Genomic DNA, 22,503 nt, shown 5'->3' with positions numbered 1-22,503 from the left:
CACTCTCTACTCTGGTAAAATGGTGTTGCTGAGACAACCAATTTACCGAAAGTGAGTGTGTTTCTTACATGGTACGCGAAAACCCATCTCCCAATCAACTCCCTGCATCCGCCTTGACCTTCTTTTCTGAGTACCGTCTTGCCTCGATTCTTTCGAAGTCCCGAATCACCAAGAAAGCAGGGGTGCCTGCCCTCCGCCTGTTTCAGTTTCTCTTTGCCCTCGTCTTCTTTGGATGTGACCTTTCCTGGAACCTGGAGAAGGAGCGCAATGCCGGTTTCAAATAGGACACGGTGTATCGTTTTTGAATGCGTCCACCCATAATTGGCGGCGCTTTCTCCTGCTTCTGAACTCGGCCGTGATCGCTCGGATGAAAGCCTTGACCTCCGAAGATCGCGTCGATGTCCTCATTGTCGATGACTCGCGTATAGCCGTAACCGGAGCAAGAAGGTGGAACTGTCCGCGCGGGTGTTTGATCATGCCGCCCATCGTTTTGTGAAGGGATTTCGCATGTTGACGCTGGGCTGGTCAGACGGCAACTCCTTTGTTCCTCTCGCCTTCTCGTTGCTCATCTCCGAAAAGGTGGAAAACCACATACAAAAGGCAAATCCGAGTGTGGATCGCAGAACGTCGGGGTATCACAGGCGACGGGAGAGCATGAGCAAAGCGACGGTGACGCTATTCTAACTCTTGGAGCAGGCGCAAGCCATGGGCATCCAGACACGCGTGCTGTTGTTTGACCGTTGGTTCGCATTTCCTTCCACGATCCTGCGAGCCGTCCAGCACAAGATGACCGTCATTTGCATGCTCAAGGCACTCAAAACGCTTCATTATCTCTACGACGGAAAAAGTGACCCTGCCGCAGTTGTATGGGTTGTTGACCAAGCGCCGGGGGAGCGCCAAGATCCTGGCTTCTCCGTTGTGGTGGGGATCGGAAACGATGAGAATGGCAAAGAGGTACAAGCCCAAATCGTCTTCGTCCGTGACCGTCAACGATCCAAGCAGTGGCTGACGTTGCTCTGCACCGACACCACAATGGCTGACGAGGAGGTAGTGCGCCTATACGGGAAGCGGTGAGATATAGAAGTGTTCTTCAAAATGGTGAAGTCTCACCTACAATTGGCCAAAGAGTTACAAGGGCGATCCTACGATTCGATGATCGCGCACACAATCGTCTTCGCACGATACACCTACCTGGCTGTCGAAACGCGCAACGAACAGGATCCACGCACGCTTGGACGATTATTTCTAGACCTCTGCGACAAAATGTCCGACGTACGCTACGCGGACATCATCCATCGTCTATTGGCTCTTCTTTCCCAAGCCATGGTGCAAACATGGGATGAAGGCATGACGATCCAAGAGGAAGAGTTGCAACACTTTTTAGCCTGTCTGCCCAGTAAACTCAAGGCTCGTCTGGCTGCGTAGGGGTGCGAAACTTGAGTTATTACTACCGACCGAAGCCACTATAATTGCTCGTTCAGTAATACAGGGGACATGATGCCAGTTAAGCAAATCTATTGCGGATTCTTAACTTCGATATTTGCTTGTTCATATTGCATTGTTGGTGATTCGAAAACAATTGATTTTGATGGATTTGAACCTATTAGTTCGAATGTGGTAAATAAACCCGATATTCTTCCATGAAACGAAACCTTTCCCAGTTCCTTGCCCACGTCACGCTGAGTGACCGAACGGACAACTTTGTAAAGATGGTTGTTCCAACCCAAGACAGTGCCACTGGGTATGGCGTTTTGAGATTGAGTATGGGTTCCACACCCTGACAATCCCAACAACACAATGATTTGACCAATGAGTTTTTCATTGTTGTAGCCCTCCATTTCAGTAAATAGACGTTCCATGATGAAAATAGGTTACGTAGTTTAGATTGGGTGCTTAAGAGGTTCTTTTCTGAGGGCAAGTATACAAAAAGCCGCTCCGAAGTGGGAGTGGCTATCTTCTTGGAATGTGCTTTTGTGGTGCGCCCGAAGGGAATCGAACCCCTACCTCAGGCTCCGGAGGCCTACGTCCTATCCATTGGACCACGGGCGCATGATTTTGATGCAACAAATGAAGTATACAGGGATGAAGAGGGCAACGCAACTAATGGGGAGTGGTGCGTGAATTGGTGGGGCACGAATCGAACTGCGGATTCGTTATTTGTTCATGGTGTGGTGGTGTTTGGCAGGTTGGTTCACTTTACGAGGTGAAGGATTTAGCGTAGATTAGGGTTGGGAGGGATTGGCTTGAGGATGCGATCCATGTTAACAGGATTGGCGACTGTGATTGTACTGGGTACGGTGGCTGGGGTCGCAGTAAAGAATCCATCGGTTCTCCATGCAGGGACATCTGCGATTGGAAATGTGCTAGGAAAAATCACTGGGCATGCGGCGCAAAGTGTATCGGGGGTTCGTGCGCTGTCGCACCCGAAAACGGCAGCCGCCAAAAACCTTGTCACGACAAACAATGCACCGCCGCCGACTCCGGTTGTCATTGATGGTGTGAGCATGCGGTATAACCCCTATAAACCTTCCGATGGGGCATACCCCAGTTTGGCCGGGGTTAAGCATTTATGGATTGACGTGAGCGTCGATCAACAACTCGTGTATATCATGAATGGAAACCATGTTTTGTATACGATGGTAACATCGACTGGACTTGACACGGTTCCGGGGAATAGCACCCCTCTTGGTGTATATCACATCCAGGCGGAGCGGGGGACGTGGTTTTACGCGCCGCAGTATCAGATGGGTGCCCAGTACTGGGTTTCTTGGCTTGGGCACGGGGTTTTTCTCTTTCACTCTGTCACAGAAACGATCAATCACAAGCTGATACCGACCGTTGCCGCAAAGCTTATGAGCAAAGCGTCGCACGGATGTTTTCATCTCACGATTCCTGACGCACAGTGGGTGTATAACCACATTCCGTACCATACGACGGTTGTCGTGGAGCAGGCGCCTGTCCGCTTGTTGAATCATCAGATCTACAAACCGTCCGCCGAACAGAAGGCAGCCGCACTGACGAATCCGCCGGGTGGGGCAAACGCTATGCAGTCATCTTGATCTTGATACGTAAACATTCCAAATGGAAAACACCAGTTGCTGAGCGCTCAGCCAGCTACGTGGTTTTGCTTTTGGCGATTCAGACTGGTACTTGGATTCGTTTGTTCGGTTTTTCCTTTTGCTCATGTTCGAGCGCCTTGTGTGCCAAATCCTCGCGGTTCTGCTGTAGGGCAAGTTTCGCCTGCTTATGCCAATCGTCAATGGCTGCCTCGCATTCATGAATATGCTTTTCAATCATTAAACGCTCAGCTTCAAATCGGTTCACCTCAACAGAGAATTGGCGTAAATGATCCGTTGCGTCCTCAATGTAAAGGTTGAGACTCTTCTCCGGATCTTCTGCTTTACTGATGATGTCATTTATGTTGGCTCTGACAAGATCTTTCATTCTCGCTATCAATGACATATTGGTTCATCTCCCTTTCGGTTTTTCAATCGAACTCACTCTCAACGTACTACAAATTCATGAAGAAAGTATGGAGAATGCAAAAACAATGTCTTTGGTCCGTTTAATCGTCACAATATTGACGAGAATCAGCACGCCCAAAGGAAGCTTGCGTGATGAATCGGCCTGGCTCCCCATCTTCGCCGTAGTCCCAGACAAAAAGTGTCCCGTTGGGATGGTATGATTCAAGACATGTACTGGACCCTTGATCACTCGATATACGGCTTGAAATGGACAACTTGCCCAGTAGCCATCCTCATGTATTTCACCACGGGATAGGAGTTGTTCCGTGTTGGATACATACTCGCGCTCAACATTTGTGATTTTGTGTTGTCTCCAATGATCCTCTAAATCGCGTTCCGCCTCGTCCCATTCGCCATCTTGACGAATCTCACGGATGGCGATCGGAGAGGTCACCTTCCAAACATCATTCGCGTCAAGTTTGGAGTAAGCATACTGACCCGATGGTGATGCACTTTTCAACAGTAACGGATCTTCAAGTCCTTGTGCAATGAGCAAATAACTGGATAAGGTATTCCAGTACTGCGTTTCCGCCTCCTCATGACTGCTGCGGGGAACATGACGGCCACCGAGGATGGAACCAACGGTCGCGTCACCGGCACCTCGCCGTGTACGTGCCTCCTCATACAGCAGTATTTCTTCCTTATATACCTCTGATTTTAGCCGAGCATGTTCCATTCTTTCTTTAAACATCGATTCCATTTCATCTGCTGCGCGACGCATACCCGCAAGATGTTCCACCGGACACAATCCAGACGACTCAATGCGCTTACCCAACCGTATCGGTAGAGGAATCTTCGCACTCCCTTCAAAAGCAGCCTCTTGGCGGGCGGCGACTAACAAGTCTGGGATTTTTCCGTACCATGCCTCGGCTTGCTCATGCGTCATCATGGGAACTGGCAATGACTGGTGCGCATCACTTGAATAGGCGTCCTGGAGCAACGCGTCTGCCATGACTTGGAGGCTTCTTGCCGCCTGAATGATTGCCCTCGCTTTCAGGTTCGGACAATCCGCAAGCTCCACAACAACTTCAAACACTTCTTCGCCCATTCGCTTATAGCCTTCCAAATGCTCTGGAGAGTCGAACCTCTTTCCAGATATGGAACTTCGAATACGATCCAAAAAGCCCATTGTTACCCCCTATCCAGAACAAAATTCTTCTCACATTAGATTTTACCATCCGATGTGTTGACCACAAACTTATAACCAGCTCCCCAGACAGTTGCAATTGGATCTACATCCATTTCACGTAACTTCTCCCGTAAGTTCTTGATGTGGCTGTCCACGGTTCGTATGTCTCCATCAAAATCCAGGCCCCAGATTCGTTCCAGCAACTCCTCACGAGTAAATGTTCGCTCAGGGCGCTTTGCCAGTAACCATAAAATATCGAACTCGGTTTGGGTGAGAGCAAGCGGAATACCGTGTACAGAAACCAGCTTCTGCTCCGGCTCAATTGTCATATTCAGTGCCCGGATATGGTATGGCTCTGTCTCAGTTCCCACTGACCTACGTAACAGTGATTGGACACGCGCTACCAACTCACGACCGTCAAACGGTTTCGTCAAGTAGTCATCGGCCCCCATCGACAGTCCCTGCACCTTGTCTTCAATAGACGTTCGCGCTGTCAGCATCAAGATTGGTAGCTCGGGCTCGATTGCTCGAATTTCCTTGCACGCTTCCCACCCACTCATGCCAGGCATCATCAAGTCCAATATGATCATATGATATGTTTCTGCTTCAATTTCCGACAAAGCCACCTCACCATTGCTTGCCTCACTGATGGTGTACCCTGCATTCGTGAGGTAAATCTTCAGCAACTGTCTCATCGGTGCCTCATCATCAACGATGAGTATTTTGTACACGACAGGAACCTCCCTTCACAAACGACGTGGACACATCGTAACAGGCAAATTTGTAGAAAGTGTGTGTTCGGTGCGGAAAATATCCCCAAATAATCAGCGTAATCTCATGTGGCTGTCGAATTTGGCAAGGTATCTCCATGGTTTCTCCATAAATTTATTGCACGATGATTTTGCAACCTATCACCATAAAACCAGGAGGTGCCGTATGTCCGTAATTGAGCCACAAGTATCTTTCCCTCGTCTGAATGAAAAAGCCCCAGATTTTGAAGCGGTCAGCACACAGGGTGTCATCAAAATGAGTAGCTTTGAAGGCAAATGGGTGGTTTTGTTCTCCCATCCTGCCGACTTCACCCCGGTATGTACAACGGAATTTTACGGTTTCGCTTCCGAAGCCGCCGAATTTGAGAAACGCAATGTACAACTCATCGGACTGTCAGTGGACGGTGTCGCCGCCCATCTTGCCTGGATGAAGGACATCGAAGATGTCTTTGGCACGAAAGTACCTTTCCCTGTCATTGCAGATTTGGATATGAAGGTGTCACGACTGTATGGGATGATTCATCCAGGCGCTTCTTCCACCGCGGCCGTTCGAGCCGTATTTATCATCGATGATAAGCAAACACTTCGTGCGATGATTTATTATCCGATGAGCGCTGGGCGAAGCATTACAGAAATCCTCCGTGTCGTTGACTCGCTACAAACAACAGACAACAACGGAGTGTCAACGCCAGCCAACTGGACGCCTGGCGATCCGGTTGTCGTTGCGCCCCCAGCAAACATGAGTGCCATCGAAACGCCCGAAGAAGCGCAATCCAAAGGTTATGACTACAAGCGTTGGTATTTGCGGTACAAAAATCTGTAGAATCTTAGCATCCGTCTAAAATAAAACCTGTCACACGAAGTACGCAACCCAGGCAGTCCTGTTACTGTCTGGGTTGCATCCTTGTGAATTCATTTGCCAACTGAGTAAATTCAGTGTAAGTTCACAGCGGCGTGAAACCAAACAGTTGTAAAATCAATCGTGGTGGTAACAGAATTCCTTGATTCTTGGAAAGGACTGAACTCAGTTAACTTTACTCACCGCTGAACAGGTTTAAGAAGCTCATGCGTGGTGATCGCGACTCGTCAACACCCTTTCTCTGTCGCAATCCCCATAAACGTTTTTCACCTAGATACCGTGGGCTCTATACCACGATTTCAGGAGCTTGGGCCAGTACGAAAATAGAAAAACACTTAGGATACCACAAGCAACAAGTTGACCTCAATAGAGACATGCACGTGAACAACGAGATCAAAAACTAACAACGAACGTGTCTAAGTTGTGGCCATTATATCTAGCAATCCATGGACAGGCAATACCGTCAGTTTTCGGGCATTTTGACTCAGCAGAAACACCGTTCAACTAATTATTAAAAGGATTTCAACTTCGAATGACGAATAATAATGATCGTAATGATCGTTCGAAGCTATAACTTTAAAAGTAACAACTAGGTGCCCATCAGGGATAACAGGGAATCGGGTGCAAATCCCGAACGGTCCCGCCACTGTAACTGAGTAGTGTTATTTCATCACGTCACTCGACTTTGTCGGGGAAGGCGAAATAAACACGATGATCAGGAGTCAGGAGACCTACCTAGTTTGTTCGCCAATTCCTTCGAGGAAGGGAAACGGTGTACAGGGAAATACAGCAATTGGTTTGCCTTGCTGTCTAAAATCTTGTACCCAAGTTCCGATGAGCCTCGTCGGGGCTTTTTCGTATGCTCATAATCTAGGGAGGTTGAAAAATGAACCAAATAGAAAGTGTGTTAACGACACCCATAACAAAGCGGAGAGTGCTCGCGCAGGTGGTCGTTTGCGCGGGTTGCTGTTGCGGACGAATTGATAAGAACAAGCCACCTATTCCGCTCGACTGGCTAAAGAAGAGTTGGAAAGAACGGAAGTTGTTAAAGACCGTACAGTTGACCATCAGCGGTTGTCTCGGGCCGTGCGATATTTTAAATGTCGTTAGCATTTTGACTGCTGACGGCCAATTTTGGTTTGGTGGACTTGTCACGGACGAGCCCTATCAAGAGTTGCTCGCTTGGGCAGAAGAGACAAGAGAGCTCGGATATCCCGCGCCACTCCCAGATTTACTTCGTCCCTACCAATTTTCTCGCTTTCATGATATCTCTGGAGGAGCGGAGTCATGACACTACCTGTCAATTTAGAGTCTCAAAGCCGCAAGCCATCCAGAAGATTGCGCCAGACGTTTTCGTTGTTCGACTTGAGTAGCCTCTCCATTTCTAGTGTTGCGCCCGCGTTTAGCATTTCCGCGACTACTGGGGTTATGGTTGGTTACAGCGGCGTCTATAGCATTTTGGGAATTCTGCTTCTCGCTTTGCCGTTTCTCATTTCGTCCTATACGTTTCGCGTGTTAAATCGGCATTTTCCGCATGCGGGTGCCTCGTACCACTGGTCTCGTCGTGTGTTTGGTCCGCGGGTTGCGCGTTTTCAAGGTTGGATTCTAATACTTGCGTATTTTAGTTCTATCCCACCCATTCTCGTCCCAGCAGCACAATATACATTGGCCTTAATCGACCCATCTGCCAACCCAAGTTCCTGGCTCGAATTTCTTGTTGGATCGTTCTGGATGACTTTTGCAATCGTTCCGTTGTTACAAGGAGCACGGCCAACGGCTCGCATTACACAGATTTTTTTCGTCATCGAGATTATCTTTCTATCAGTGTTTGCGGTCTTTGGCATCTTGGCATTTCCGCACATTCATGTGCCAGTTGGCGGCTATGGATTTCACCCAGGCGGTATTCTTTTGACGATGATTGTCGCGAGTACCATCATGGATGGCTGGGAGATTGACAGCTATGCTTCAGAGGAATCCACCCAACCAGATCGAGATCCGGGTCTCGGTGGCATCATTGGAGCTATCTTTGCACTAGTCATTTATTTGATTTTTGTTCCATTGATTTTGTTCGAGACACCGCGTCATCTGCTCGCTAACTCGACTGCACCAATGGTCCTCTGGGCGCAAAGATTGCAGCCATTCATGCCGCCTCATGCCTCGGTCTGGATTCTTGTTCCGATTCTTGCATCTACGGCTGGATCGCTTTGGTTGACGGCGTATATCCTTATTCGTGGTGTATTTGCGATGGGCCGTGATGGCATGATTGCGAAGTCGTTTGGCAAGCTGAACCAACGTGGTATTCCCGCCTTTGCTACATGGGTCATCTTCATCACTGCGTGGGCGGTGATGACACTACAGTTATTCGTTAGTTCGCTTAGTGTGTTTTTCAACATCTTGCTATCGGCAGCTGGGTTTTTCCTCATCTTCGAATTTGTCCTCGACAATATTACGTCTTTGGTATTTCTGTGGCGAATGCACAATCGGGACGATATCCATCAAAGCCGTGTCCAACGCCATACACATGGGTGGATGATGGTTGGTTCGGGCTTTACGGCCATCTATTTGGTTGGCCTACTCATTTCCTTTATTGCGCTTAGCTCACGGACGATTTCACCGTGGGTCGATCCGATTTTAGCTCTGCTTCTCGCTCTGGGCCTCATTTACGCAATAAGCTCTCGTATCAAAACGGAGAAGACATCCGTCTTTGAATACACTACAGTGGAGGAAACCACCGACATAGTGACTGGTTCTTGACCTCATTGATTAACGTAGTCTTACACCATCGTCCAAAGGTTTCGATATTACATAGGCAACAAAATCCGATGTTAAAGTACGGCGTACGCTGTACAAATACCGCACTTTCAAAATGATTATGTATCATCATAATGGTAGGCGACAGATTATCCATAGAGGTGACATCCACGGAAGAAGAGTTTACGTCCCAAACATGGTTCTTATGGTTCGGACTTTATAAACATCCACAAACCAAGTAGGGGATATAGACAATGCTTGTGCGCCTCCTAAGTTCGCTGATCAAAATATTACTCTTACTGGTGTCCCTTGTTCTGGTAGTATCAATCGGACTCAACTGGTATTTTACTCATGCCTTCCAAATCGCTGTTGTTGTGCGAATGCGTGGCGCAAAGAAAGAAGAATTGTATCGTATTCGGCCGCTGGCATACGATCAAATTCCAACCGTGTTCCGAAAGGCCATCATTTCTACGGAGGACAGGCGCTTTTGGTGGGATCCCGGTATCGATCCGGTAGGCATCGCGCGTTCATTTATTGTGGATGTGGAACAGGATGGTTATGTGGAGGGTGGTTCGACGATTACGCAGCAACTCGTGGACAATACATTGCTTGACCAAGATAAGACACTGACACGAAAGATCCGGCAAGCATTTTATGCAATTGGTCTTTACGACACCATGAACAAGCGAGAGATTTTCACAAGGTACACGAACCTCATCTATTACGGCAACGGTGCCTATGGCCTTTACAATGCATCTTTGACGTACTTCGGAGTGAGCCCTTCTGCACTGAACGACGGTGAACTGACGATGCTTGCGGGTATCCCAAATGACCCATATGGGGATGATCCGCTTCGTTCTTTTTCCGATGCCAGAGAACGCCAACAGATTGTACTGCACAATATGTTCGACAACGGCGTGATCAATTCATCTGAGGCAAGAAAGATTTTTGATGAACCGATTCACCTTATAAACCCCAAGAACAAAGGGCGAGGGACATAATTCTAACGGGTTCCGTTTTAAGGGACAAGATTAGTCAAATTGCAAGCTAAATGGAGTGTGAATTCGCATTTGGATTTGCACCGATAATTTCGATATTATACTAACTATTTTTGGCTATTTTACTTCATTTTAGCATGTCGATTCTCACGTCAATTCGAGGATACGACAATAATTTATGGACAGTGTGAAAATAACGGTGCGAATTGTTATGCGATTTTGGATACTATAATATTTCGACTTAAACAGCTAGATCGAGGAGAAAGTGCACGAGACTTCTCATCGATTTTCCACCATGAAGATGTGATAGGCTATAAAGGTGATTTATCAAGTGCTATTCATGTAGGGGGACCAGAACATCTATGAATCAATCCTATTCCGTGAACCGAAATCGAGGCAAACATCCATTAACCAAGGTTCCAGAGGTCACAATATACTTCTGGATTGTGAAGTTGCTGACGACCGCTATGGGTGAATCGACATCGGATTATCTGGTTTATCACATCAATCCCTATCTGGTGGTCATTCTTGGCTTTCTTGGTTTTGTTATCGCGTTCATTCTACAGTTTACCGTTCGCAAATACGTGGCGTGGATCTATTGGCTATTTGTCGTCATGGTTGCAATTTTCGGCACGATGGTTGCTGATGTGACTCACGTTGTCTTGGGAGTACCATACTTAATCTCGACCATCGTGTTTGCCATATTCATGATCATGGCGTTTTCGATTTGGTACAAGGTGGAGAAGACGCTTTCTATCCACAGTATCAACACCCGACGACGTGAGGTGTTTTATTGGTCGGCGGTGCTCGCCACCTTTGCGTTGGGAACTGCTATCAGTGATATGACGGCTATGACATTGCATCTTGGCTTCTTTGCATCAGGCATTCTGTTTGCAGCGCTGTTCCTTATTCCTGGACTTGGATATTCGTTGTTCAGGTTCAATTCGATTTTCGCCTTCTGGTTCGCTTATGTCATGACCCGTCCACTTGGGGCTTCGTTTGCGGATTGGTTCGGGAAGCCAAAGAGTATTACGGGCCTCGGATACGGGGATGGGATCGTGGCTATGGTGTTGACGGCACTTATCATTATTTTCGTTGGTTATTTGACTGTCACTCGTAGGGACGTCCAACGTGAGACTGCCAGGTTGGGGTTCGAAAGATAGTGTACTCGGGTACACAAGACAAATTAGCGTGCCAAATCAACCGATTGGCACGCTAATTCTTTGGGTCTGTTTTGATACTTCGTGAAATCATGTGTTAATTCACATGTCATTTGAACTACGAATTCTGTTTGTTCTTCAAAATGCAACCCGCAGCATATGTCACCCAGCCCCTTTGTTGTCCGTACTATCCACGCGCGTGCCCTGATGCATACGCAGTAGCCGACTTACGATCCAGTTCGCCGTCAGACTCACAACCGACAAGATGGTCATATAAACGAAGAACGAATCACGGTAATGCGATATCACCCAGTACCCTGCGATTGTACCGAGCATGTAACCAGGGATTCGCCACGCCGTCTGTCGATACCGTTTGGTGATTCGAAGGAGGTTACTCAACATCACACCCATCCTCAATGTCACCGTAATGTAACGCGGCCGTTTGGTATCAAGGGTTCGATGCCATCGGATTTTTGCGTTCAAATACGAAAAGTAAAATGGTAATCACCACACCTGCAATGACAACTGGCATTGAAGTCCACTGCGCCGCATCCCAGTGAAATAAAAATCTAGGAGAGTCCCCTCTCAGCATTTCTAACAGAAAGCGGACTAGATTGTAACCAACCAGATAAAACATAAACAGAAACCCTTTCGGCCACCTGCGTTGCTTCAGTACCAACATTAGGGCAAACAATATGATATCGGCTTGTCCTTCCCACACTTCTGCTGGCCAGAGCGGTTGGTTGCCATAGGTTTGATACGCGAGTGTTGATTTGGGATACAACAAGCCATAGCCAAGATGCGTTGGGCTACCGAATGCGTCTCCATTCATCAAATTGGCGTCACGTCCGATGCTTTGTGCGAGCAAAAGGGCTGGAGCGACGATATCTGCCATTGTCCAAAAAGATAGTTTGTGTCGCCGAATATACCAGATACCAACGACTAATGCACCCGCAACACCACCTTGAATAGACAGTCCTCCATGCCAAATGGCGATGATTTGACCCGGGTGTTTCGAGTAGTACTGCCAGTCAAAGAAGAAAACCTGCCAGAACCGGGAACCAACCAAACCACCAATCAGTAACCAAGGTGCCAAATTCCACAAGTGAGGAACATACTCCGGCTTCTTATCAGCCTTTGCAAAATACACGGCCGCCCCAAGTCCAAACAAAAATGCCGCTGCAAAAATCGTGCTGTACGCTCGCACAGGAAAGTTCCCTATCCAGAACCAATACTGATGCAATCAATATCCCTCACTTTCTCCAGGCGTAGGCTTGTCATTCATCTGCATTAAGCTTATCATAGACGAAAGACAGTACGATACCCCGGTTGTGTATTATGAAAGTTTGGTGACATTTGATGAACTTGTCAACCTATTTGTACCGTAACGGGAATACCATTCGTGCGAGTATCTATGCGAAATTTCACATGCCATCCACATACGGGAGTTCGTCAAAATGCACAAGGTTCCTCGTCGCAATATCATCATTTTAAGCGTTGCTGCAGTCGTGGCCGGAATTTTAGGATACTATCTATGGCAGTATGGAAAATATGTAACACCCGCTAAGATTGGTGACGTTGCGCCAGACATAAAGGCTGTTACAGTAACCGGGCAAAACTTCGAACTGAAAAGTCTGCAAGGCGAACCCGTGTTTCTGAACTTTTTTACGCCCTGGTGTCCACCATGCATTCAAGAAACACCAGACCTAATTGCCTTTGCCAAACAGTATGGAAATCGGATACATGTCGTCCTGATTGACCGGGGGGACGATAGCGTGTTGGTTCGAAACTATGTATCAAAATACCATGTTCCTTCAGAGATGACAGTGTTATTAAGTCCGAGCGACCATTGGTCACCTCCGTATGGCGTGACAGGGCAGCCAGAAACTTTTTTGATTTCCTCGAGTGGAAAAATTGTTCGTCACATTATCGGACCGCTTACAGAGGCGCAAATGGTGCAATATGCGAAAGAAGCAGGGTTACAGACTCAATGAGGAGGGATTCCGCTGCTTGGTACACATCCAACATTGTTCCTTTCATTTCTAGCAGGCGTACTGTCCTTTCTGTCGCCTTGTGTCCTGCCGCTGTACCCTTCGTATATCTCGTATATCTCGGGGGTTACGTTTAGTCCGTCACAAACACACACCTTGAATCATCGCATCAAGGCCGTAACACACACGTTGTTTTTCATCCTCGGCTTTTCGATCATCTTTTTTGCTTTAGGCCTGTCTGCCACACTGATTGGACAAGTGTTCATTAGTTACCGCTCTGTCATTCGGATTGTTGGTGGAATTATTGTCATCGTAATGGGGCTTGCTCTTAGCGGGCTTTTGACCCCCAAATGGCTCATGATGGAAAAGAAATGGGAATACAAAGGCAAGAAACCCGGATACTTCGGCTCTGTCCTCGTTGGGATCAGTTTTGCTGCAGGCTGGTCCCCTTGCATTGGACCGATACTTGGAGCTGTTCTTGTACTCAGCGCGAGCCAAAGTGCCTACGGCATATCTCTCATTCTCGCCTATATCGTCGGCTTTGCCATTCCTTATCTGATACTAGGCTTTTCTCTCGGTTCGGTGCGAAAACTTGCGAAGTATGGAGCCATTCTATCTAAAATCGGCGGGTACATCATGATTGTCATGGGGATATTGTTGCTCACAAATATGCTAACCCTAATCACGATTTGGCTCATTAAACTGTATGGTGGATTCACTGGATTCTAGGGGGAAAATGCATGTTGAAGAAGCGTTTAAAGTGGTCCGTGATTGGCTTAGTTCTGGTGGGATCCATTGCCTTCACTGCATGGTCCGGAAGCCATCGTAACGTAACTGCCACGTCTATAAAGAATCTTTCCGCGGCGCCGCAGATTGGCTATCGATTACCGCCCTTTAGCATGCAGCTACTGGGTTCTCAGCAGACCATTTCAACGAAAGACATTGTTGGAAAACCCGTGTTTGTTAATTTTTGGACATCCTGGTGTACGTATTGCCGACTGGAAGCGCCTGATATTGCAAAGGCGTATAAAAAATATGGGAACAAAGTCATGTTTCTCAGTATTAACGTCACTTCACAGGACAGTATTCCCGCGGTTCAGGCGTTTGTACAACAATTCGGTGTGACATGGCGAGTTCCACTAGATACCACGGGTAAGGTGGCACAAAAATATCAGATTGTTGCTTTCCCCACCTCTTTTTTTGTGACCCGATCAGGAATCATTGAGGACAAAGTGGTCGGGTCGCTGTCCAAAGGCACCCTAAACGCTGATTTGGAGGCGATTTCAAAATAATGTTATCTCTATTACAGCGCATTCCCCCTGTATGGATAGCCCTAATCCTAGGCGGATTCGGAGCGTCATTGTATCTACGCTACCTGACGCCGAAAAGCCCTGAGAATAGGGCCGTACGAGAGCGAATATTCACCATCGTCATGATAGACATCTTGTTCAGTCGGTTCTCCGGACTAATTCTTCACCCAAGTTCAAATATTGGGCAGGACCTTCTGTCGCTGCTGAGTGGGGCGTCGTCGAGTGGATGGCTCATCGGACTGATTGCTTCCGTGTTGTACACCCTTTTGTCATTATGGAGAGTAAAGCACTTGAGCCAAAAAACGTTCGCCCTTCTCGCTGAAGCCACAATGAGCGGCGGTCTCGTGTACTTCGCCTACCAGGCTTTCACGGATTTGAATCCGTTCCGTACAGAAGATATCTTTCGAATCTTGGGCTGTTTAATCTTATTTTGGCTGATACGTAAAAATCGTACACAATTGATGAATCATCCACAGTGGTTGTGGACAGGCTTTGGCCTGATGCTTCTACTCACCTCTACCTACGTACCCCACGTCAGTCGCGTATTGTTGTTCTCCACACCACAGTGGATATTTATTAGCACAATGGTTATTGCCGTCATTGCCGAAGCCAAACAGGATTTTGTGACACCTGTAATTCTTAGCGTTCAGAACGCGATACAGGAACCTGATCGTGCAAAAAACGAGACAGCGACACACTATGAAACAGACACTGAGATTGAACGTCAGCATTGAGATGCGCTCATGTAGAATTAAGTAAGTCAAACGGTGGATGTGTGACATCCACCGTTTGACGTTGACTTTCATATTGTCAGTTCATTTTGGAGCGTATCAAAACCATAGCGTTTCATAAAGTGCGAAAATCGCTCACGCTTTCTTCCGTTCTTCTGATAAACCTCAATAATTTGATTCACAACGCTCGGCAACAAATCTCCGGCAACTTTTTCCAACATTAATTTTCCTGACGAAGCATTCAATGTTTTCGTCTCACCGCCAACATACACATTGAATGTATCTTTTATTTTTACAATACCGATGTCCTTAGCCAGTGATTCACCACAGGCGTTGGGACAACCAGAATACCCCACTCTCACCGGGAATGGGACCAGCCTGCCCGCAATTGCCTTGTCCAACTCTCTTGCAGCTTCGAGACCTTCAGATTCAGCGCCTTTACAAAAATTGCAGACGGCAAGATTTTTAACGACATGCCCGACCTCATATACGCCCATGCCTCGACTCCTTAATGCTTCCTTGGCGTTCTCAGCCCGTAATTCATCCATTTCAACGATGAGCTGCTGCATAGTCGTTAGTTCAATATCCGAGTCTTCGCCAACGAGTTCGGCTATTTTTGAAAGATCTGAAGCGGTAAACCGCCTGCCTCCTACTCGGATTTCTGGGCTTATCGCGAACTTTACTTTGCACATTTCCACAAACGTCCCCTCGATGATTTTTGCTGAATCGTTCATTCCCTGAGGTTCTCCTACCTCTAGTATTCAATTTACGCTTTTACTGTTTACTTAGCACGCGATTTCATAGTCAAATAGATATATTCCCAAGGGATCTGAAGTCTGTCGTTCTTAAAGTGACGAAACCCCGCACAGTATAGGCGGGGCTCAGTCAAACTATGCTTTTCACCTTTATTTCGATTCCGCGTTCATTTCCTCTTTCAATTTGGCCAAAGCATCCTCCACTTCTGCACTTGATTGCGACTTTTTCAATTCATTCATTTCATAGGACAAAGAGGACGTCATTGAGGCATAGGCAGCCTGACCTTCCGCTTCTCGGCGATCAACCTTTTCCTCCATCCGATCAAACTTGGACAACGGATCGTCTTTGCCTATCCCACTGATGGCATCCGCCGCACTTTTCTGCGCAACGGCCCGGCGATTACGACGAACCAGGTCATCGCGCCTTTCCTTGGCTTCTTCTAGTTTATCTTGTAGCAACTGATACTGCTCTCTCATCTGCGCGGAAGTTTGACTGGCATCTTCCAACTCAGGATTTAATTTTTCAAGACGATTTTTTTCCTTTTGCTCATGTTCGAGCGCCTTGTGTGCCAAATCCTCGCGGTTCTGCTGTAGGGCAAGTTTCGCCTGCTTATGCCAATCGTCAATGGCTGCCTCGCATTCATGAATATGCTTTTCAATCATTAAACGCTCAGCTTCAAATCGGTTCACCTCAACAGAGAATTGGCGTAAATGATCCGTTGCGTCCTCAATGTAAAGGTTGAGACTCTTCTCCGGATCTTCTGCTTTACTGATGATGTCATTTATGTTGGCTCTGACAAGATCTTTCATTCTCGCTATCAATGACATATTGGTTCATCTCCCTTTCGGTTTTTCAATCGAACTCACTCTCAACGTACTACAAATTCATGAAGAAAGTATGGAGAATGCAAAAACAATGTCTTTGGTCCGTTTAATCGTCACAATATTGACGAGAATCAGCACGCCCAAAGGAAGCTTGCGTGATGAATCGGCCTGGCTCCCCATCTTCGCCGTAGTCCCAGACAAAAAAGTGTCCCGTTGGGATGGTATGATTCAAGACATGTACTGGACCCTTGATCACTCGATATACGGCTTGAAATGGACAACTTGCCCAGTAGCCATCCTCATGTATTTCACCACGGGATAGGAGTTGTTCCGTGTTGGATACATACTCGCGCTCAACATTTGTGATTTTGTGTTGTCTCCAATGATCCTCTAAATCGCGTTCCGCCTCGTCCCATTCGCCATCTTGACGAATCTCACGGATGGCGATCGGAGAGGTCACCTTCCAAACATCATTCGCGTCAAGTTTGGAGTAAGCATACTGACCCGATGGTGATGCACTTTTCAACAGTAACGGATCTTCAAGTCCTTGTGCAATGAGCAAATAACTGGATAAGGTATTCCAGTACTGCGTTTCCGCCTCCTCATGACTGCTGCGGGGAACATGACGGCCACCGAGGATGGAACCAACGGTCGCGTCACCGGCACCTCGCCGTGTACGTGCCTCCTCATACAGCAGTATTTCTTCCTTATATACCTCTGATTTTAGCCGAGCATGTTCCATTCTTTCTTTAAACATCGATTCCATTTCATCTGCTGCGCGACGCATACCCGCAAGATGTTCCACCGGACACAATCCAGACGACTCAATGCGCTTACCCAACCGTATCGGTAGAGGAATCTTCGCACTCCCTTCAAAAGCAGCCTCTTGGCGGGCGGCGACTAACAAGTCTGGGATTTTTCCGTACCATGCCTCGGCTTGCTCATGCGTCATCATGGGAACTGGCAATGACTGGTGCGCATCACTTGAATAGGCGTCCTGGAGCAACGCGTCTGCCATGACTTGGAGGCTTCTTGCCGCCTGAATGATTGCCCTCGCTTTCAGGTTCGGACAATCCGCAAGCTCCACAACAACTTCAAACACTTCTTCGCCCATTCGCTTATAGCCTTCCAAATGCTCTGGAGAGTCGAACCTCTTTCCAGATATGGAACTTCGAATACGATCCAAAAAGCCCATTGTTACCCCCCTATCCAGAACAAAATTCTTCTCACATTAGATTTTACCATCCGATGTGTTGACCACAAACTTATAACCAGCTCCCCAGACAGTTGCAATTGGATCTACATCCATTTCACGTAACTTCTCCCGTAAGTTCTTGATGTGGCTGTCCACGGTTCGTATGTCTCCATCAAAATCCAGGCCCCAGATTCGTTCCAGCAACTCCTCACGAGTAAATGTTCGCTCAGGGCGCTTTGCCAGTAACCATAAAATATCGAACTCGGTTTGGGTGAGAGCAAGCGGAATACCGTGTACAGAAACCAGCTTCTGCTCCGGCTCAATTGTCATATTCAGTGCCCGGATATGGTATGGCTCTGTCTCAGTTCCCACTGACCTACGTAACAGTGATTGGACACGCGCTACCAACTCACGACCGTCAAACGGTTTCGTCAAGTAGTCATCGGCCCCCATCGACAGTCCCTGCACCTTGTCTTCAATAGACGTTCGCGCTGTCAGCATCAAGATTGGTAGCTCGGGCTCGATTGCTCGAATTTCCTTGCACGCTTCCCACCCACTCATGCCAGGCATCATCAAGTCCAATATGATCATATGATATGTTTCTGCTTCAATTTCCGACAAAGCCACCTCACCATTGCTTGCCTCACTGATGGTGTACCCTGCATTCGTGAGGTAAATCTTCAGCAACTGTCTCATCGGTGCCTCATCATCAACGATGAGTATTTTGTACACGACAGGAACCTCCCTTCACAAACGACGTGGACACATCGTAACAGGCAAATTTGTAGAAAGTGTGTGTTCGGTGCGGAAAATATCCCCAAATAATCAGCGTAATCTCATGTGGCTGTCGAATTTGGCAAGGTATCTCCATGGTTTCTCCATAAATTTATTGCACGATGATTTTGCAACCTATCACCATAAAACCAGGAGGTGCCGTATGTCCGTAATTGAGCCACAAGTATCTTTCCCTCGTCTGAATGAAAAAGCCCCAGATTTTGAAGCGGTCAGCACACAGGGTGTCATCAAAATGAGTAGCTTTGAAGGCAAATGGGTGGTTTTGTTCTCCCATCCTGCCGACTTCACCCCGGTATGTACAACGGAATTTTACGGTTTCGCTTCCGAAGCCGCCGAATTTGAGAAACGCAATGTACAACTCATCGGACTGTCAGTGGACGGTGTCGCCGCCCATCTTGCCTGGATGAAGGACATCGAAGATGTCTTTGGCACGAAAGTACCTTTCCCTGTCATTGCAGATTTGGATATGAAGGTGTCACGACTGTATGGGATGATTCATCCAGGCGCTTCTTCCACCGCGGCCGTTCGAGCCGTATTTATCATCGATGATAAGCAAACACTTCGTGCGATGATTTATTATCCGATGAGCGCTGGGCGAAGCATTACAGAAATCCTCCGTGTCGTTGACTCGCTACAAACAACAGACAACAACGGAGTGTCAACGCCAGCCAACTGGACGCCTGGCGATCCGGTTGTCGTTGCGCCCCCAGCAAACATGAGTGCCATCGAAACGCCCGAAGAAGCGCAATCCAAAGGTTATGACTACAAGCGTTGGTATTTGCGGTACAAAAATCTGTAGAATCTTAGCATCCGTCTAAAATAAAACCTGTCACACGAAGTACGCAACCCAGGCAGTCCTGTTACTGTCTGGGTTGCATCCTTGTGAATTCATTTGCCAACTGAGTAAATTCAGTGTAAGTTCACAGCGGCGTGAAACCAAACAGTTGTAAAATCAATCGTGGTGGTAACAGAATTCCTTGATTCTTGGAAAGGACTGAACTCAGTTAACTTTACTCACCGCTGAACAGGTTTAAGAAGCTCATGCGTGGTGATCGCGACTCGTCAACACCCTTTCTCTGTCGCAATCCCCATAAACGTTTTTTCACCTAGATACCGTGGGCTCTATACCACGATTTCAGGAGCTTGGGCCAGTACGAAAATAGAAAAACACTTAGGATAACCACAAGCAACAAGTTGACCTCAATAGAGACATGCACGTGAACAACGAGATCAAAAAAACTAACAACGAACGTGTCTATAAAACCCCAGGCTAGTGCAATCGTGGCGGATGGTACTTGTGGAACTTGTTGTAACTGGGTTTTGTTCACCAGCGTTCCGCGTACGCTTACAAGTGATACGGAACTGACCAGTACAACACATGTGAGCACTTGTATCAAGATGATGATACTTAAAACAACGCTCCACACCGAAGTGGCACTCAAAATCCACTCCCGATTGATGGTCAATCCGACTAGTAGTGGCACAAAACCCATGCCTATAATGAACAGCCATTTCGAAAGTAGTACCTTCCACATCGGTATATGGAATAACCAATACAGTCTCCTTACTGACACCTCATCTTGAAAAACCGTACTACAGGGTTCGAGGAACAGTATCATTGTCAGCCACAAATTAAACCATGCGATGTGCGACGGAAACAAAAGCAACATGGATAAGACATATATGCGCGGCACCGGAACTATGGGACCCGCAACCAAAGCGAAACGCAAAATGAGCAGTATCCCAGTGAATGTGGCAAGTCGCAACAGGTAGCCCAATGTAATTTGACCGTATATGTCCTTCATGACGAGTGCGAGAGTTTGATTGGCCGGGATCCACCTCATTCGCTTGGTATGGCCAAGTGTCCTCCGTAACCCACTTGTTTTGCGCATCGTTGTAAATCGTATGGTAAATCGGCGTGAGCGCATATGAACAACCACAAAAATTCCTACCGTTAATACACCAGCCAGTAACCCGGACAGAATCCAACGACTATCTAGCGTGTCCATGACCGACATCAAGAACTGATCGTGGCGAAGCAACAGAATGAGAGCGAATCCAAAGGTAACCAGTCCGCTGACGGATTTAAAAACCATCTCACATATCACATAGAGCGCTCGATATTGGCGGATATACGTAATTGTGAACACAACAAACCACGTCGTACAGGTTACTGTCACGATACGAGCCACGAATAGCAGCACGAACAATAAAAGTGGATGGATATTCGAAAAGCTGAACGTAATCGTGTAGGCAAGGGATGAAAAAATCCCTTCCAAAACGATCACAAGTGTAAATGACATGATGAGTGTGAACGTCGGTACGCGAAACTGCCGTAAAAGCTTTGCCTCTTGGCGAACGAATAGATAGTGATACGCACGACTCCATGTGCTTGAGAGGGTCGTAACGACCGTTATCATGAGATACAAAGACAAGCGACTCATTGTCGGCAAATCAACAAGTGTTGGGCCACTTCCATTCCAGAATCCGAGCACCAACAAGACATAACCCACGATGATCCAAATGCCCAGTCGCCCGCGATGAAAACGGACATATTTATTCCAATATTGTCGGATATCCGCGTTTAGAATATGGAAAGCCGTCAATCTGACACCTCTTCATGTAGCAAAGACAAATAGAATTGTTCTAACCTATGATTCGTGGAACCCGTCGCTTCACGAACGTCACCCGGTAAGGGACCCAGATATCTCATTGCGCCTTGGTCCATGACAAGAATTCTGTCTGCAACATCCACCACCACGTCTAGCATGTGGCTTGACAGGAGAATACCCTTTCCTTGTTTCACAAGGTCTCGTAATTGTTGCTTGACCTCAGCATTTGCCACTGGATCAAGACCATTGGTAATCTCATCAAGAATGAGTACATCTGGATTTCTGATGAGTGCAGCTGCGATGGACAGTTGTCGCCGCATGCCAAGCGAATAGGTCTTCGTCAATTGGTTAGATGCTTGTGTCAAATGGCATTTCTCCAAATGATTGGTGACCAACTCGTCGATTTGTCGTTTATCGACACCCGACATCACTCCAATGAAGTGCAGAAACTCCCTTCCTGTCAGGTGTTCATAGAGAATCGTCTCGTCCGGAACATACATCAGCCGCACCGTTGCACATTGAATCGATCCGTCCGTTGGCTCTATTTCGTCAGCAATCATTCGCATGAGCGTGGTCTTGCCTGCGCCGTTGCGCCCTACGAGTGCGAGAATCTCCCCTGCATATAGCGTGAAGGTTATATCTCGTACGGCAATGGTAGTTCCGTATCGCTTCTCAAGCTGGCGTACATCCACAAGAGACTTTGCATAATCTGTAGAAATCGGAGCACTTTCATCACCGTTCATCTGCATTTCTGTACCTTCCTTTTGGCTCATTTAGATCGATATGTTGCCCACGAATCTCTTTATTTCAGTAAAACGCTTATTGATGGTCAAATTTCTCTTCGGGGACTTCTCCGTGCACGTATCGTTCTTTTACAATTTGACTGAATACATTTTGACTTTACCAAAATCTTTGTAATAGCAAAAATCGCAGCGTAAATTGCCTGACTCTGGACAGTAACGACTCCTCGTTTTTCCAAAAAGACTCCAAAGCTCATGCCTGAAAGCATTATGGTTATTTAACTCAAGTTTCGCACCCGAAAATGGCGCGTTATCCCGCACCCTGTCTGGGATGTGCGTCGTTATATAAAAGAAAAAC

The 22,503-nt window shown here is 47.2% G+C and carries 27 protein-coding genes, 1 tRNA gene and 1 riboswitch; of the genes, 14 read left to right on the top strand and 14 right to left on the bottom strand.

The window, feature by feature from the left end; all coding sequences use genetic code 11:
* Window positions 1-447 precede the first annotated feature (447 nt).
* Genes ATW55_RS16755 through ATW55_RS16745 form a run of 3 tightly spaced genes read left to right on the top strand, consistent with a single transcriptional unit; the run spans window position 448 to window position 1,425 of the window.
* Window positions 448-684, top strand: coding sequence for a hypothetical protein (locus ATW55_RS16755; protein ID WP_067718304.1), 237 nt, complete (start codon window positions 448-450; stop codon window positions 682-684).
* 21 nt (window positions 685-705) lie between these two features.
* Complete coding sequence (locus ATW55_RS16750) at window positions 706-1,074, top strand: hypothetical protein (RefSeq protein ID WP_235587044.1); 369 nt, start codon at window positions 706-708, stop codon at window positions 1,072-1,074.
* Between the two features lie 21 nt (window positions 1,075-1,095).
* A complete protein-coding gene (locus ATW55_RS16745; RefSeq protein WP_235587043.1) occupies window positions 1,096-1,425 on the top strand; it encodes a hypothetical protein in 330 nt (109 codons plus the stop codon).
* A gap of 89 nt (window positions 1,426-1,514) precedes the next feature.
* Here ATW55_RS16745 and ATW55_RS16045 read toward each other — a convergent pair whose 3' ends face one another.
* Window positions 1,515-1,859, bottom strand: a complete 345-nt coding sequence (locus ATW55_RS16045; protein WP_153005050.1) for a hypothetical protein — start codon at window positions 1,857-1,859, stop codon at window positions 1,515-1,517.
* Window positions 1,860-1,974: 115 nt separating this feature from the next.
* Window positions 1,975-2,049, bottom strand: a tRNA-Arg gene (locus tag ATW55_RS07245).
* A 209-nt stretch (window positions 2,050-2,258) separates the two neighbouring features.
* On the opposite strand from ATW55_RS07245, the gene ATW55_RS07240 reads away from it, so the two are divergent.
* Entirely contained in the window at window positions 2,259-3,059 is an 801-nt protein-coding gene (locus ATW55_RS07240) for a L,D-transpeptidase (protein ID WP_067711006.1), read from the top strand.
* 79 nt (window positions 3,060-3,138) lie between these two features.
* Here the strand turns inward: ATW55_RS07240 and ATW55_RS07235 are convergent, their stop codons facing one another.
* Genes ATW55_RS07235 through ATW55_RS07225 form a run of 3 tightly spaced genes read right to left on the bottom strand, consistent with a single transcriptional unit; the run spans window position 3,139 to window position 5,384 of the window.
* Window positions 3,139-3,462: a PspA/IM30 family protein gene (locus ATW55_RS07235; RefSeq protein WP_067714825.1), complete on the bottom strand. Its 324-nt coding sequence runs from the start codon at window positions 3,460-3,462 to the stop codon at window positions 3,139-3,141.
* 57 nt (window positions 3,463-3,519) lie between these two features.
* Entirely contained in the window at window positions 3,520-4,653 is a 1,134-nt protein-coding gene (locus ATW55_RS07230; RefSeq protein WP_067714821.1) for a hypothetical protein, read from the bottom strand.
* A gap of 35 nt (window positions 4,654-4,688) precedes the next feature.
* The gene (locus ATW55_RS07225; protein ID WP_235587040.1) at window positions 4,689-5,384 is read right to left on the bottom strand and encodes a response regulator transcription factor; all 696 of its coding nucleotides are present in this window, start codon (window positions 5,382-5,384) and stop codon (window positions 4,689-4,691) included.
* A gap of 121 nt (window positions 5,385-5,505) precedes the next feature.
* Between ATW55_RS07225 and ATW55_RS07220 the strand changes: the two genes are divergently transcribed.
* The 5 genes from ATW55_RS07220 to ATW55_RS07200 all read left to right on the top strand — a co-directional run bounded on the left by ATW55_RS07220 (window position 5,506) and on the right by ATW55_RS07200 (window position 11,194).
* Window positions 5,506-6,246, top strand: coding sequence for a peroxiredoxin (locus tag ATW55_RS07220; RefSeq protein WP_235587039.1), 741 nt, complete (start codon window positions 5,506-5,508; stop codon window positions 6,244-6,246).
* A gap of 610 nt (window positions 6,247-6,856) precedes the next feature.
* A riboswitch (cobalamin riboswitch) is annotated at window positions 6,857-7,035 on the top strand.
* Between the two features lie 133 nt (window positions 7,036-7,168).
* Window positions 7,169-7,573, top strand: a complete 405-nt coding sequence (locus ATW55_RS16525; protein WP_067714818.1) for a (2Fe-2S) ferredoxin domain-containing protein — start codon at window positions 7,169-7,171, stop codon at window positions 7,571-7,573.
* A complete protein-coding gene (locus ATW55_RS07210; protein WP_067714814.1) occupies window positions 7,570-9,036 on the top strand; it encodes an APC family permease in 1,467 nt (488 codons plus the stop codon). Before ATW55_RS16525 ends, ATW55_RS07210 begins: the two co-directional genes overlap by 4 nt.
* 251 nt (window positions 9,037-9,287) lie before the next feature.
* Entirely contained in the window at window positions 9,288-10,034 is a 747-nt protein-coding gene (locus tag ATW55_RS07205) for a biosynthetic peptidoglycan transglycosylase (protein ID WP_067714810.1), read from the top strand.
* 359 nt (window positions 10,035-10,393) lie between these two features.
* Window positions 10,394-11,194, top strand: coding sequence for a hypothetical protein (locus ATW55_RS07200; RefSeq protein ID WP_067714807.1), 801 nt, complete (start codon window positions 10,394-10,396; stop codon window positions 11,192-11,194).
* A gap of 159 nt (window positions 11,195-11,353) precedes the next feature.
* Here ATW55_RS07200 and ATW55_RS07195 read toward each other — a convergent pair whose 3' ends face one another.
* A complete protein-coding gene (locus tag ATW55_RS07195; RefSeq protein WP_153005049.1) occupies window positions 11,354-11,593 on the bottom strand; it encodes a hypothetical protein in 240 nt (79 codons plus the stop codon).
* Between the two features lie 46 nt (window positions 11,594-11,639).
* Window positions 11,640-12,434 (bottom strand): prolipoprotein diacylglyceryl transferase, encoded by a 795-nt coding sequence (gene lgt / locus ATW55_RS07190; RefSeq protein WP_067714799.1) that lies wholly within the window; start codon window positions 12,432-12,434, stop codon window positions 11,640-11,642.
* Window positions 12,435-12,648: 214 nt separating this feature from the next.
* Here lgt and ATW55_RS07185 point away from each other — a divergent pair, with 214 nt between their 5' ends.
* The 4 genes from ATW55_RS07185 to ATW55_RS16035 all read left to right on the top strand — a co-directional run bounded on the left by ATW55_RS07185 (window position 12,649) and on the right by ATW55_RS16035 (window position 15,226).
* Complete coding sequence (locus ATW55_RS07185; protein WP_067714796.1) at window positions 12,649-13,185, top strand: TlpA family protein disulfide reductase; 537 nt, start codon at window positions 12,649-12,651, stop codon at window positions 13,183-13,185.
* A gap of 33 nt (window positions 13,186-13,218) precedes the next feature.
* Window positions 13,219-13,911, top strand: a complete 693-nt coding sequence (locus ATW55_RS07180; protein WP_235587042.1) for a cytochrome c biogenesis CcdA family protein — start codon at window positions 13,219-13,221, stop codon at window positions 13,909-13,911.
* A gap of 11 nt (window positions 13,912-13,922) precedes the next feature.
* Complete coding sequence (locus ATW55_RS07175) at window positions 13,923-14,474, top strand: TlpA family protein disulfide reductase (protein ID WP_067714789.1); 552 nt, start codon at window positions 13,923-13,925, stop codon at window positions 14,472-14,474.
* A gap of 308 nt (window positions 14,475-14,782) precedes the next feature.
* The gene (locus ATW55_RS16035) at window positions 14,783-15,226 is read left to right on the top strand and encodes a hypothetical protein (protein ID WP_153005048.1); all 444 of its coding nucleotides are present in this window, start codon (window positions 14,783-14,785) and stop codon (window positions 15,224-15,226) included.
* Window positions 15,227-15,294: 68 nt separating this feature from the next.
* On the opposite strand, the gene ATW55_RS07165 is transcribed toward ATW55_RS16035, so the two are convergent.
* The 4 genes from ATW55_RS07165 to ATW55_RS07150 form a co-directional block, all read right to left on the bottom strand.
* On the bottom strand, window positions 15,295-15,957 hold the full coding sequence (locus ATW55_RS07165; RefSeq protein ID WP_235587041.1) for a nitrite reductase: 663 nt from the start codon (window positions 15,955-15,957) through the stop codon (window positions 15,295-15,297).
* A gap of 171 nt (window positions 15,958-16,128) precedes the next feature.
* Window positions 16,129-16,806, bottom strand: coding sequence for a PspA/IM30 family protein (locus ATW55_RS07160; RefSeq protein ID WP_067714783.1), 678 nt, complete (start codon window positions 16,804-16,806; stop codon window positions 16,129-16,131).
* Between the two features lie 103 nt (window positions 16,807-16,909).
* A complete protein-coding gene (locus ATW55_RS07155; RefSeq protein ID WP_160327187.1) occupies window positions 16,910-17,821 on the bottom strand; it encodes a hypothetical protein in 912 nt (303 codons plus the stop codon).
* Window positions 17,822-18,034: 213 nt separating this feature from the next.
* Complete coding sequence (locus ATW55_RS07150) at window positions 18,035-18,730, bottom strand: response regulator transcription factor (RefSeq protein ID WP_235587040.1); 696 nt, start codon at window positions 18,728-18,730, stop codon at window positions 18,035-18,037.
* Window positions 18,731-18,851: 121 nt separating this feature from the next.
* Between ATW55_RS07150 and ATW55_RS07145 the strand changes: the two genes are divergently transcribed.
* A complete protein-coding gene (locus ATW55_RS07145; protein ID WP_235587039.1) occupies window positions 18,852-19,592 on the top strand; it encodes a peroxiredoxin in 741 nt (246 codons plus the stop codon).
* Between the two features lie 307 nt (window positions 19,593-19,899).
* On the opposite strand, the gene ATW55_RS07140 is transcribed toward ATW55_RS07145, so the two are convergent.
* From ATW55_RS07140 to ATW55_RS16740, 3 genes are all read right to left on the bottom strand, one after another.
* Window positions 19,900-21,399 carry a hypothetical protein gene (locus ATW55_RS07140; RefSeq protein ID WP_067714773.1) on the bottom strand — a complete coding sequence of 500 codons (1,500 nt, stop codon included), beginning with the start codon at window positions 21,397-21,399 and terminating at the stop codon, window positions 19,900-19,902.
* Window positions 21,396-22,154 (bottom strand): ABC transporter ATP-binding protein, encoded by a 759-nt coding sequence (locus ATW55_RS07135; RefSeq protein ID WP_067714770.1) that lies wholly within the window; start codon window positions 22,152-22,154, stop codon window positions 21,396-21,398. Before ATW55_RS07135 ends, ATW55_RS07140 begins: the two co-directional genes overlap by 4 nt.
* A gap of 123 nt (window positions 22,155-22,277) precedes the next feature.
* Window positions 22,278-22,503, bottom strand: a 226-nt coding sequence (locus ATW55_RS16740) for a hypothetical protein (RefSeq protein ID WP_235587038.1), incomplete at its 5' end; no start/stop codon positions are given.

Source organism: Ferroacidibacillus organovorans (assembly GCF_001516615.1).
Classification (GTDB): Bacteria; Bacillota; Bacilli; order Alicyclobacillales; family SLC66; genus Ferroacidibacillus; species Ferroacidibacillus ferrooxidans_B.
Note: the sequence above shows the minus strand (reverse complement) of the source record. Positions and strands in the feature narration are given on the sequence as shown.